The sequence below is a fragment of the Streptomyces sp. NBC_01351 genome (assembly GCF_036237315.1).
Classification (GTDB): Bacteria; Actinomycetota; Actinomycetes; order Streptomycetales; family Streptomycetaceae; genus Streptomyces.
In genome coordinates this window covers 4339290-4352233 of the sequence record NZ_CP108356.1, presented here as the reverse complement: position 1 = coordinate 4352233, position 12944 = coordinate 4339290, and the positions used below count along the sequence as shown (strand labels likewise).

Below are 12944 nucleotides of genomic sequence, written 5' to 3'. Positions count from 1 at the left end.
GGAATGAGCACCGAACGCACCGAACACATAGCGTCGCGGCGGGCCCGGCACCATCCGCTGGCCCCGCCCGCCTGGCTGCTCTCGGCACTGAAGCCGACCTCCGCCCCGATCCCCTGGGCCGCCGTGGCCCGGGCCGCGATCGCGCTGGCCGCCCCGCTGGCCGTCGGCTTCGCACTGGACGAGCCCGAGTACGGCGCGCTCGTCTCCATGGGCGCCCTCTCCGGGGTCATCGGCGACACCGCCGACGCCTACCGGATGCGGATCCTGAACATCGCCGTCCCCCAGCTCTTCGGCGCCGTCGGCATCGCGCTGGGCACCCTGGTCTTCGGGCACGGCTGGCTCGCCGTCGGCGCCCTCACCCTGGTCGCCCTGGTCTCCGGCATGATCTCCTCGATCGGCACGGTCGCCTCGGCGTGCGGGCTGCTCCTCCTGCTCAACGCCGTCGTCGGCGCCGGGCTCCCCATGCCCCAGCCCTGGTGGACGGCTCCGCTACTGCTGAGCGCGGGCGGGCTGTTCGTCCTCGCGCTGACCCTGCTGGGCTGGCCGCTGCGCGGCCGGCAGCCTGAACGGGCCGCCGTGGCCGCCACGTACCGGGCCCTGGCCGACGCCCTGGAAGCCGCCGGCGGGCCGGGCGCCACCTTCGACGAGCGCCGCCAACAGGTCACCCAGACCCTGAACCAGGCCTACGACCTCGTACTCGGCCGACGGGCCCGGATCCACGGCCGCAGCCCCGCACTCGTGCGGATGCTGGCCCAGCTCAACGTGGTGATCCCACTGGTCGAGGCTGCGCCCGCCGCACACCTGCGCCGCCGCCCGATGCCCCCGGAGATCCCGGCGGCCGTCAGAGAACTGGCGACGGCCGTGGAGGAAGGCCGCACCTGTACTCCCGAACTGAACCTGCCGGAACCGCACACCCCCGCCGAGCGGGCCGTCGACGCTGCCCTGCGCCACGCGGCGAACATCGTCCACCAGCCCGAACCCGACCCCTTCAACGTCGACGACCGCCTCGGCCGGCCCGCCGCCCTGCGGGTGCGCGCCCGGCACGCGGTCCGCGACATGATGCTGTCCGGCGCCTCCTGGCGGTACGGCCTGCGGCTCGCCCTGTGCATCGGGCTCGCGCAGTCCCTCGTCTCCCTGATCGAGGTGGAGCGGTCCTACTGGGTCGCGCTGACCGTCACCTTCGTCCTCAAGCCCGACTTCGGCTCGGTGTTCTCCCGGGCCGTGCTGCGCGCGCTGGGCACCGCCGCGGGCCTGGTCATCGCGGCCGCCGTACTCGCCGAAGTCCCGCGCGGCTGGTGGGACGTCCCGGTGATGATGGTCCTGGCAGCCCTCATCCCCGCGTTCTCCGCCAAGGGCTACGCCTTCCAGACCGCGGCGATCACCCCGGTCATCCTGCTCCTCTCGGACCTGCTCAACCACTCGGGCTTCGACCTGATCCGCCCCCGGCTGTTGGACAGCCTGATCGGCTGCGCCATCACACTGATCGCCGGCTACCTGCTGTGGCCCGAGAGCTGGCACACCCGGATCGGGGACCGGCTCGCGGAGGCCGTGGACGACGCCGCCCGGTACGTGGAGCGGGCCTTCGCGCCGGTCGCGGACGAAGAGGCGCTCCGGGTGGCCCGGCAGTCCCGCCTGCAGGCCCGGCGACGGATCTACCGGGACCTGTCGGGCGTGCGCAGCGAGTTCCAGCGGGCCCTGACCGAACCCCCGCCGACCGGCACCCGCGCAGCCGCCTGGTGGCCCCTGGTGGTGGCCGTCGAACGCATCGTGGACGCGACCACCGCCGCCCGCGTCCGCGTCAACCACGGCGCGGTGCCGCCTGCGGCGAGCGAGGTGGACTGGATCGCGCGGGAGCTCCGCTCTCTCGCCGAGGGAGTACGGAACTCCACGACCCCGGTCCACGTGGAGGTGGAACCGCAGGCCGCCGAATCGAGCGTGCTGGGCCCGGTCCACCAAGAGGTGGCAGCAGCCCGGGCCATCGCCCGCCCGAACCCCTGACGCCTCCAGCCCGCCCGGCGACCTTTCCAGCCCGTCCTGCGACCTTTCCAGCCCGTCCGGCGTTTGAGGACCGGGGTCTGGGGCGGAGCCCCGGGAAACGGAGAAAGGGCGGGGCGGGGAGCAGCTCCGCGCAGCGGCCCAGGCTCCCCCGAACAGCCCCATGACCAGGCCGGAGGCCACCGGCCGGGGGAGCATCGGAGCATGCGCCCCACCCCGCAGCGCGCCGCAGGCGTACTGGTTCTCGCCGTCGCACTGACGGGCTGCGCCGACGTGGAGGGCCTCACCGACAACGGCGACCTCGGCACCGCGCACGCTCCGCAGACCCTGTGGAAGGAGTTCCGCCCCGACCCGCCCGGCCCCGGCCAGCAGCCGGGTACGGCCGCGGCCGTACCGGGGCTCCCCAAGGTGGCCGGCCTGAGCATGCGCGGCGTGAACGCCCTCTCCGTCGTACGGGCCGACGTGAACGCCTCCATCACCCAGGACGGCGGCACCGGCCGGCTCGTCGACCCCCGCGCCGTGCAGCGGCTGGCGCTCTGCACACAGGCTGTGGACGGCGGTCCCGACTGCCCGGTGCGCCCACCCGTGCTCCACGATCTGACGGGTGACGGCCGGGAGGAGCTGATCACCGCCCTGGACCTCGACGGCCGGCTCAGCGAGCTGCGCGTCTACACCGTCCAGGACGACGGCCGCGTGTCGCGGATCCTGTCCCGGCGCGCGGTGCTGGAGGGCGTGGAGGTGGCCGCCGAGCACCTCGCCGTGCGCGAGCCGACCTCGAACCCCGAGTACGTCGCCGTCTCCGACTACGTGTGGGATCCCGGGACCGGGACCATGAACCTGTCCCAGCTGACCCTCGACACGTGCCCCGGCATCAGCGACGACGCGCTGGCCGGCGGGAGCGGGGTGCGGTGCGCGCCCTGAGCAGCCTGCGCTGGCGGATCGCCCTGACCACCACGATGGTGTGCTGCATGGTCGCCGCCGCGCTGGGGATCCTCGTGCACAACGTGGTCTCCCGGCAGATCGTCGGCGAGGTCCGCAAGGAGGTGGATCGGGAGCTGGACCACGCCCTCGGCCACTACGAGTACGGCACCGCGCACGGCGACGTGAACGTCGCCCTGGACCCGCCCGACCTGCCCGGACCACTGCGCGCGCTCGTCGCGCGCGGGGATACCGGAAGCATGGTCGGCTCGTACGAGGGCAAGCCCGTGATGTGGGCCGCCGGACCCGCCGACGACAAGACCCTCGCGGTCTGGATCCCTTACGAGCACACGCGCAACCGGCTCCGGGACATCGACACCGCGATCCTCGCCTCCTCGGTGGTCGCGGCCGGGGTGGTGGCGCTGGCCGGCCTGTTCCTCGCCAACCGGATCAGCCGGCGGCTCGCGACGACGGCCGCCGTGGCCCGCCGGATCAGCGCCGGCGACCTCGACGCCCGCGTGGACTTCCCCGCCGACGGCGCCGATCCCCGGCAGCCCCGATCCCGGGACGAGGTACGGGACGTGGCGCAGGCGCTGGACTCGATGGCCGGGTCGCTCCAGGAACGGCTGGAGGCGGAGAAGCGCTTCACGGCGGACGTCGCGCACGAGCTGCGCACGCCGCTCACGGGCTCGCTGGCCGCTGCGGCGCTGCTGCCGGAGGGACGGCCCAAGGAGATGATCAACGACCGCCTCAAGGCCCTGCACCTGCTGACCGAGGACCTGCTGGAGATCTCGCGGCTGGACTCCGGCGTCGAACGGGCCGACCTGAGCCGGGTGGAACTGGGCCCGGCGGTGGAACGGGCCGTCGCCGGGGCCCACGCCGGCACCCGGCTGACCGCCTCGGTCACGGTGCTCCGCGACGCGGCGGTACTGACCGACCGGCGACGCCTGGACCGGATCCTGGCGAACCTGCTGGCCAACGCCCACAAACACGGCCTGCCCCCGGTGGAGGTGACCGTGGACGGGCCCGTGGTGCTGGTCCGCGACCACGGGCCCGGATATCCGGCCGAACTGATCGAGCACGGCCCGCAGCGCTTCCGCACCGGGGACCCGGGCCGGGGACGCGGCCACGGGCTGGGCCTGACGATCGTGGCCGGGCAGGCGGCGGTACTGGAAATCGAGCTGAGCTTCGCCAACGCGCCCGACGGGGGCGCGATCACCACGTTCAGACTTCCGGTGGGCCGCCTGCCCCAAGGAAGTTGAGGAATGTTTCACGTGAAACACCCACCGGAGCGGATGTTTCTCCCCCAGCTACCGCTGGGAGGTGCCCCCAGTGAAACGGTCAACCGTCACTCATCAACGCATCGGTCAGACGCCGATGTTCTTGCCGTCCTTGCGCCAGACCGACACGACCGACGGGCGGACGATCTTGCCCGGTCCGTCGGGCCACACCGACTGCGGCTTCTCGACGGACGCGCCGTCGATCTCGCCCGGGTGCTGGACGGCGACCAGGACGCGCTTCTCCTGGATGATCGGGCCGCAGGTCTCGGCGCCGCGCGGGACCGTCAGGAACTGCTTCAGCTCACCGCGGCGCTCACCGGCCGTGGCGACACCGAACAGGCCGTCGTGGGAGCCGAGCTGGTTGCCGTCCGTGGAGATCCACAGGTTGCCGTGCGGGTCGAAGGCCACGTTGTCCGGGCAGGAGATCGGGCTGACCTTGTCCTTCGGGAAGCCCGCGAAGTAGGTGGACGCGTCGTTCGGGTCACCGGCGACCAGGAAGAGCCGCCAGGCGAAGCCCTCGCCCGCCGCGTCGTCGAAGTACTCGGCGAGCTCCAGAATCTGGCCGTGCTTGTTCAGGTTGCGCGGGTTGGCCTCGGTGGCGCCTTCCTTGCCCGCCTTGCCGCGGTCGGTGTTGTTGGTCAGCGCGACGTAGACGCGGCCGGTCCGCGGGGAGGGCTCGACGTCCTCGGGGCGGTCCATCTTGGTGGCGCCCACCTTGTCGGCGGCCTGCCGCGTGAAGACGTACACCTCCTCGGCGGTCATGCCCTCGACGTGCGAGACGTTGCCGGTGGCGAGCTTGATCCACACGCCGGTGCCGTCGAACTCGCCGTCGGTGGGGAGCTTGCCGGTGCCGTCGATCTGCGCGGCCGGGGAGTCACCGGTCAGCTTGGCGACGTAGAGGGTGCCCTCGTCGAGCAGCGTGAGGTTGTGCTCCTTCGCCGCGCGCGAGTCGCCCTTCTTCATCCGCTTCGAGGAGACGAACTTGTAGAAGTAGTCGAAGCGCTCGTCGTCGCCCATGTAGACGACGGGACGGCCGTCCTCGGTCAGGCGGGGCTGCGCGGCCTCGTGCTTGAAGCGGCCCAGCGCGGTGTGCTTGCGCGGGACGGAGTTCGGGTCGTACGGGTCGAGCTCGACGATGTAGCCGAAGCGGTTGGCCTCGTTGGGCTCCTGCGCCACGTCGAAGCGCTTGTCGAACCGCTCCCACTTGCGCTCGGAGGCGGCGCCGCCGATGCCGTAGCGCTTGAGGCGCGCGGCCTGGACGGGCTCGGTGACGCTGCCGCCGTTCGCGAAGTACTGGTTGAAGTTCTCCTCGCCGGACAGGATCGTCCCCCACGGGGTGGTGCCACCCGCGCAGTTGTTGAGGGTGCCGAGGACCTTGGTGCCGGTCGCGTCGGCGGAGGTCTTCAGCAGCGCGCTGCCCGCGGCCGGGCCGGTCAGGCGGAACTCGCTGGTGGTGGTCAGGCGGCGGTTGAGCTGGTGCCGGGTGACCGCGGTCAGCTTGCCGCTGCGGTGGTCCTCCTGGACGACGACCACGGACAGGCCGTGCGCGGCCCAGGCGATCTCGACCTGCTCGCGCGTCGGGTTGGCCGAGTCGTACGCCTTGAACATGAGCTGCTCGTCCGTGTACTCGTGGTTCGCCACGAGCAGCTGCTGGCGCTCGTACTTGCCGCCGAGCGGGAGCAGGCTCAGGAAGTCGTTGTTGTAACCGAACTGACCGGCCTGCGCGGCGGCGGTCTGCTGGTCCGAGTTGAAGCCCGGGGCACCCTTGAGGATCGGGTCGCCCCAGCGGATGACCACGTTGTGCTCGTGGCCCGCGGGGACCGTGATCTGGTCCGCGGTGTTCGGCGCGACGGGCGCGAAGCGCAGACCGCGGGCGGCCTGGCCGACGCCGCCCTCGGCGCCGGCGGCGGTGGCCTCGCCGGCCGGAGTGGCGTTGGCCGTCTGGCCGGGGCCGCTGAGGGCGATGGCGGCACCACCGGCGGTGGCGACCGTCACGACGGCGGCGGTACGCAGCATCGTGCGACGCGAGTAGGCGCGGGCTATGACGTCGCCGGCGTACTCGTTGTCGCTCGTGTTCGGCACCTCGTGGAAGCATGCGTCGCCACAGCGGTAGCGACAGGTGAGAGCGGAACGGCCGCTCCCATGCGGGTTGCCGATGAACGGCAGAAGCTTGCGCACGAGTTTCCTCCGAGTAGCTGCGAGGGCGCCGACAACCTGTCGGAACGATCCAGCGGTGACGCTAGGCGCGGGTTGCGCCGAAGCGGCGGCGGCGGGATGAACGACTGGTGAACCCGGCACGTCGGAGCGGGAGTTCGACGACGGTATGGGTGTGCTTGGGGGGCCGGGCGCCACGAAGGGCGCCCCTCCCGAAGATCCAGCCGGGCGGCCGATAACCTTACGTGTCCACTCTGGGCAGGGATCATCCGCGCAGCACGGACAAATGACGCACGCACTCATGCGAAAGGCCTGGCCCATGGGTATTCGGAGCTTGTTGCGCAAAGTGTTCGGACGGTCTGCGGAACCCGTTCCGGCGACCTCGGACGCCCCTTCGGCGGCTGTCCCGAACCAGGCGGAACGCACGCCACTGGACGCGGCGGCCGAACTGGTTGCGGCGTCCTTCGACAACCCGTCCGTTCCGCCGCAGTCCACTCCGCGGGACCGCGAACCGGGAACCCTCCTGACGGCCCCCGCGCCGGCGGCGGACCCCACGGTCCCGGAAGCCCGCCGGTCGCCTGCGGCGAAGCCCGCCAAGAACACCCCGGACCCGGCCGCCAAGGCCGAGCCCCTGACCCCGGCCGCCCCCGAGGCGCCGCAGGCGCAGGACCCGGCTGACACCGAGGCGAAGGCCGAGGCCGAACCGATTGCGGCCGCTGCGGACCAGCCGGAGGCCGAGGCGCCGAAGGCACAGGCCGAGGCCGAGGCGCCGGAGGCGGACACCACCGCTGCCGAGCAGCCGGAGGCCACCGCGCCCGAGGCGCAGGACCCGGCCGAGGCCGAGACCCCTGCGGCGGAGCCGCTCGCCGACGCTGCCGAGCAGCCCGCGACGGAGGCGCCGGAACCGGCTGCCGCCGAGACCCAGGTCGAGGTCGCGGCCACGGCAGCGGAGCCGGTCGCTGCGGCCGCGGAGCAGCCCAAGGCGACCACGCCGGAGGCGGAGTCGGCCGCGGCCGACGCGCCGCAGGCGGAGGAACCGGCTGACGCCGGGGCCCAGGTCGAGGTCGCGGCCCCCGAGGCGGAGGCCCCCGCCGCCGAAGCCCCGGCGGCGGAGCCGGTCGCTGCGGCCGCGGAGCAGCCCGAGGCGCCGGCCGCCGAGGCCGAGGCCCCGGAGGCGGACACCACCACTGCGGAGCGGGCCGATGTGCACGCCGACGCCGCCGTGCCGGAGGGCGAGCCGTCGGCCGCCGAGGCCCCCGCCGCGGAGCCGGCTCCGGCCGCTGCCGAGCAGCCCGAGACCGAGGAGCCGCCGGCCGCCGAGGCCACGGAGGCGGACACCACCGCTGCCGAGCAGCCGGAGGCCGACGCGCCGCAGGCACAGAAGCCGGCCGAAGGCCAGGACACCCCCGCGGCGGAGCCGGTCGCGGCGGCTGCCGAGCAGCCCGAGGCTCCCGCGCCACAGGCGCAGGACGAGGAGCCGGCCGCTGAGGCCGAGGCGCCTGAGGCGGAGACCACCGCTGCGGAGCAGCGGGACGCCGACGCGCCGCAGGCGCAGGACGCTGCCGAGCCGTCGGCCGCCGAGGCCCCCGCCGCGGAGCCGGCTCCGGCCGCTGCCGAGCAGCCCGAGACCGAGGAGCCGCCGGCCGCCGAGGCCGAGGACCAGGCGGCCGCGCCGGAGGCGGACGGGCCCGCTCACGCGGTGGACGCCGTGAAGCGCGGGGCGCCTGCGGTGCTGGGGGCGTACAAGGCCGTCGGGCAGGTGCTGCGCGGCAAGGGGAAGGCCGGGGCGCGGGCCAAGGTGTACCTCGTACTGGACCGGTCCGGATCGATGCGCGGGTTCTACAAGGACGGCAGTGCGCAGCACCTCGCCGACCACGCCCTCGCCCTCGCCGCGCACGTCGACGAGGAGGCCACCGTCCACACGGTGTTCTTCTCCACGGAGCTGGACGGCACCGCCGACCTGACCCTCGAAGCCCACGACGAGGCCTGGGTCGAAGCCCGCCACGCCGAGCTCGGCCGGATGGGCCGCACCAGCTACCACGTGGCCGTCGAGGCCGTCCTCGAGCGCTACCTGAAGGACGGCGGCGAGGGCCGGGCCCTGGTCGTGTTCCAGACGGACGGCGCGCCCGACAGCGTCCGCCCTGCCCGCCATGCGATCACCGTGGCGGCCGCCAGCGCCCCGGACCTCCACTGGCAGTTCGTCGCGTTCGGCGAGCACGACTCCAAGGCCTTCGACTTCCTGCGCAAGCTGGACGCCGAGAACGCCGGCTTCTTCCACGCCGGCCCGGCCCCCGCGGAGCTGACCTCGGCCGCCCTGGCCAAGGGCATCCTCGAACGGTTCTGAGCAAACGAGGCACGTAAAAGGGAAGGGGCCCGGGATCTGATCCCGGGCCCCTTCCTCATGCCGTGTGAGGACTACCGCGCCGCATCCGGGTGCACGGCCTCGGCGATCGGCTTGGCGTCCGCCGGCTTCGTCTCCACCGGCTTGCGCAGCGCGATGTTCAGCTCGCGCAGACGGGCCTCCTCCAGCACCGTCGGCGCGCCCATCATCAGGTCCTGCGCGTTGCCGTTCAGCGGGAAGGCGATGGTCTCGCGGATGTTCGGCTCGTCGGCCAGCAGCATCACCATGCGGTCGACGCCCGGGGCGATGCCACCGTGCGGCGGGGCGCCGAGGCGGAACGCGCGCAGCATGCCCGCGAACTCGCGCTCGACGGTCTCGGCCTCGTAACCGGCGATCTCGAAGGCCTTCAGCATGACCTCGGGCTCGTGGTTGCGGATGGCGCCCGACGACAGCTCGATGCCGTTGCAGACGATGTCGTACTGCCAGGCCAGGATGTCGAGCGGGTCCTTCTCCTCCAGGTCCTTCATGCCGCCCTGCGGCATGGAGAACGGGTTGTGGGAGAAGTCGATCTTGCCGGTCTCCTCGTCCTTCTCGTACATCGGGAAGTCGACGATCCAGCAGAAGCGGAAGACGTTCTCCTCGAACTGGCCCGCACGCTTGGCCGCCTCGACGCGGACGCCGGACATGATCTTGGAGACCTCATCGAACTCGCCCGCGCCGAAGAACACGGCGTGGCCGGCGGCCAGACCCAGGCGCTCGGTGAGGACCTTGACGTTCTCCTCGGTGAGGAACTTGGCGATCGGGCCGGTCAGGGCACCGTCCTCGCCCACGCGGACCCAGGCCAGACCCTTGGCGCCCAGCGAGATCGCGTACTCGCCGAGCCCGTCGAAGAACTTGCGCGGCTGCCCGGCGGTGTCCGGGACGGCCAGGGCGCGCACGTGCTTGCCGGCGAACGCCTTGAACTCCGAGGCCTCGAACACGTCGGTGATGTCGACGAGCTCCAGCTTGGCGCGCAGGTCGGGCTTGTCGTTGCCGTACTTCAGCATCGACTCGCGGAACGGGATCCGCGGGAACGGCGAGGTGACCTCGCGGCCCTTGCCGAACTCCGTGAAGATCTCGGTCATCAGGCGCTCGATGGGCTGGAAGACGTCCTCCTGCTCGACGAAGGACATCTCCACGTCGAGCTGGTAGAACTCGCCCGGCGAGCGGTCGGCGCGGGCGTCCTCGTCGCGGAAGCAGGGCGCGATCTGGAAGTACCGGTCGAAGCCGGAGATCATCAGCAGCTGCTTGAACTGCTGCGGGGCCTGCGGCAGGGCGTAGAACTTGCCCGGGTTCAGGCGCGACGGCACGACGAAGTCACGGGCGCCCTCGGGGGAGGTCGCGGTGAGGATCGGGGTCGCCATCTCGTTGAAGCCGAGGGCCACCATCTTCGAGCGGATCGAGGCGATGACCGCCGAGCGCAGCATGATGTTGTCGTGCATGCGCTTGCGGCGCAGATCGAGGAAGCGGTACTCCAGGCGCCGCTCCTCGTTCACACCGTCGTCGGTGTTGATCGTGAAGGGCAGCGGGGCGGCCGCGCCGAGCACCTCGACCTCGACGGCCTCGACCTCGATCTCGCCGGTCGACAGCTCGGTGTTGATGTTCTCGGCGCCGCGCGAGACGACCTTGCCGTCGACCCGGACCACGGTCTCCTTGGAGAGCTTCTCCAGGACCGCGGCGGCGGCCGTGCCCGGACGGGCCACGATCTGCGTGATGCCGTAGTGGTCACGCAGATCGATGAAGAGGATGCCGCCCAGGTCTCGACGATTGTGCAGCCAGCCGCTCAGCCGGACGTCGGTCGCGACGTCGGAGGCTCGGAGCTCGTCGCACTTGTGGGACCTGTACCGATGCATCAGTCATCCAGTTCTTCGCGGATACCAGGGTGGATTCAACCGTCCCAAGGTTACCGTCCGGGAAGCGACCGGGTCGGGCACGCCCGGCGGACCCGGTGAACAGGCACGGCGGGCGTACGACCTGTAAAGATGACCGGGTGCGCACCGAGGATGTCCTGGCCGCCATCGCGACGGGCCTGTGGCGATGGGACAACGCCTCCGGGAAGGTCTCCCTGGACAGCGAGGCCGCCCGGCTCCTCGGTCTGCCCGCGGAGCCGGTGGAGCTCGCGGAGGTCGCCGTACGCTCCCGCTTCCACCCCGTGGACTGGAACGAGATCAACGGCATCGTGAACCTGGCCGTCGCCGAGGGCACCCTCGCCGAGGCCCGGCTGCGGATCATGGACGAGGACGGCCGTGTCCTGCGCACCGTACGCAGCCGCTCGAAGCCCCTGGAGAACCGGACCGCGGACGGCCGCGTCGACTACGAGCTGATCGGCACCATCCAGGAGATCGCCGAACCGCAGCCCGGCACCACGGCCGCGCACACCCCGATCACCGGCGACTGGCGCCGCTCCCGCGAGGCCTTCCTGCTGGACGCGGGCCGGGCGCTGGCCGAGGCCCGGTCCACGGCGGAGGTGCTGCGGGTCGCGGCCTCGCTGTCCATGCCCGGCTTCAGTCCGGACGGGCTGGCGGTCTTCGGCGTGGCCGGGGACCGGCTGTCGATCATCGGACACCACGGGCACGGCCCCGGCGACGAGGGCCCCTTCTCCGACATGCGGCTCGACACCGCCTACCCGGCCGCGGAGGTCGTCCGTACCGGCCGGGCGATCTACCTGCCCAGCCCCGAGGACTACAAACGGCGCTTCCCGGCCACCTGGCCGCTCGCCCAGCGCTTCGGCCGGACCTCCTGGGCCTTCCTGCCGCTCATCGTGGCCGGCCGCACCATGGGCGCCTGGATGGCCGCCTTCAAGCACCCGGTGTCCTTCTCCCCCGACGAGCGCTCCGTCCTGACGACGGTGGCCCGGATGCTGGCCCAGGCGCTCCAGCGCGCCGGCGTGGCCGAATCCGAGCGGGAACTCACCACCGGCCTGCAACGGTCGATGATGCCCCAGCTCGGCCCGGAGATCCCCGGCATGCAGATCGCCGCGCGCTACGTCCCGACGGGCGGCGGGCTCCAGGTCGGCGGCGACTGGTACGACATGATCCCGCTGCCCTCGGGACGGTTCGCCCTGGTCATCGGTGACGTCCAGGGCCACGACGTGCGGGCGGCCGGGCTGATGGGCCAGCTGCGGATCGCCGTGCGCGCGTACGCCTCCGAGGGCCACCGCCCCGACGCGGTGCTCTCGCGCGCCTCCCGCTTCCTCGCCGGGCTGTGCTCCTCGCAGGAGGCCGACTCGGACGAGGACTCCGACCTCCAGAGCCCGCGCTTCGCGACCTGCCTGTACGCCGAGTGCGACCCGCGCACCGGGATGCTGGAGGTGGCCCGCGCCGGCCACCCCGATCCGGCGATCCGGATGACCGACGGCACGGTCCTGATGCGGCCCACCGCGGGCGGGCTCCCGCTCGGGATCGTCCCGGACACCGACTACCCCACGACCCGGTTCACCCTGGAGCCCGGCGAGACGATGATGCTCTGCACCGACGGCCTCATCGAGACCGGCGGCCACGACCTGGACACCGGCTGGGCGCGGCTGCGCGCGATCCTGGAGTCCGAGACCCCCGGCCCCGACGGTGCGCAGGACGGTCACATCGACGGCGGCCACCTCGAAAAGCTGGCCGACCTGCTGGTCCAGGCCGTGCACGGGCCGTCCTCGCACCACACCACGGGCCCGCTGGCCGACCGCCGCGAGGACGACATAGCCGTGGTGCTGCTGTGCCGCGAGGGCGAGGGCTGCGGCTGCGGGACCCCGCTGCTGCACCCGGCCCGCCCGGCCCGCCGCACGATGCTGACGGTGGCCCAGGCCGAGCCCGAGCGGATCGCGGGCGCCCGGCAGCAGATCCGGGAGCTGCTGCACGACTGGGCCGACGAGGAGCAGGTGGACTCGGCGGTGCTGATGGTCTCCGAGATGGTGACGAACGTACTCATGCACACCGACGGCGACGCCCTGCTGGTCGCGGAGGCGGTCGGCGAACTGGGCACGCGGCGGCTGCGCGTGGAGGTCGCGGACGCCAGCGACGAGCTCCCCCACAAGCGGCACCCGGGCGAGATGGCCTCCAGCGGGCGCGGGGTGCTCCTCATGGAGATGCTCGCCGACACCTGGGGCGTGGATCCGCGGGGCGAGGGCAAGTCGATCTGGTTCGAGCTGTACGAGCAGTCCAAGCAGCCCGACGCCGACTGACCCGCCAGGCCGGACTGTTGAGCCGAACCGATCATCCGAAGTGGTT

General features: G+C 72.6%; 7 protein-coding genes. 5 read left to right on the top strand and 2 right to left on the bottom strand.

The window, feature by feature from the left end; genetic code table 11:
• The first annotated feature begins 3 nt into the window (after nucleotides 1-3).
• From OG625_RS19950 to OG625_RS19940, 3 genes are all read left to right on the top strand, one after another.
• Nucleotides 4-1998 carry an FUSC family protein gene (locus OG625_RS19950; RefSeq protein ID WP_329382706.1) on the top strand — a complete coding sequence of 665 codons (1995 nt, stop codon included), beginning with the start codon at nucleotides 4-6 and terminating at the stop codon, nucleotides 1996-1998.
• Between the two features lie 201 nt (nucleotides 1999-2199).
• Nucleotides 2200-2916, top strand: coding sequence for a hypothetical protein (locus OG625_RS19945; protein WP_329382703.1), 717 nt, complete (start codon nucleotides 2200-2202; stop codon nucleotides 2914-2916).
• Between the two features lie 35 nt (nucleotides 2917-2951).
• Nucleotides 2952-4175: a sensor histidine kinase gene (locus OG625_RS19940; protein ID WP_329390796.1), complete on the top strand. Its 1224-nt coding sequence runs from the start codon at nucleotides 2952-2954 to the stop codon at nucleotides 4173-4175.
• Nucleotides 4176-4280: 105 nt separating this feature from the next.
• Here the strand turns inward: OG625_RS19940 and OG625_RS19935 are convergent, their stop codons facing one another.
• Nucleotides 4281-6371, bottom strand: coding sequence for a PhoX family protein (locus tag OG625_RS19935; protein ID WP_329382701.1), 2091 nt, complete (start codon nucleotides 6369-6371; stop codon nucleotides 4281-4283).
• A 322-nt stretch (nucleotides 6372-6693) separates the two neighbouring features.
• Between OG625_RS19935 and OG625_RS19930 the strand changes: the two genes are divergently transcribed.
• Nucleotides 6694-8691 (top strand): VWA domain-containing protein, encoded by a 1998-nt coding sequence (locus tag OG625_RS19930; RefSeq protein WP_329382698.1) that lies wholly within the window; start codon nucleotides 6694-6696, stop codon nucleotides 8689-8691.
• A 71-nt stretch (nucleotides 8692-8762) separates the two neighbouring features.
• Here OG625_RS19930 and aspS read toward each other — a convergent pair whose 3' ends face one another.
• On the bottom strand, nucleotides 8763-10580 hold the full coding sequence (gene aspS / locus OG625_RS19925; RefSeq protein ID WP_329382695.1) for an aspartate--tRNA ligase: 1818 nt from the start codon (nucleotides 10578-10580) through the stop codon (nucleotides 8763-8765).
• A gap of 137 nt (nucleotides 10581-10717) precedes the next feature.
• On the opposite strand from aspS, the gene OG625_RS19920 reads away from it, so the two are divergent.
• Nucleotides 10718-12898: a SpoIIE family protein phosphatase gene (locus OG625_RS19920; RefSeq protein WP_329382692.1), complete on the top strand. Its 2181-nt coding sequence runs from the start codon at nucleotides 10718-10720 to the stop codon at nucleotides 12896-12898.
• Nucleotides 12899-12944: the final 46 nt, after the last annotated feature.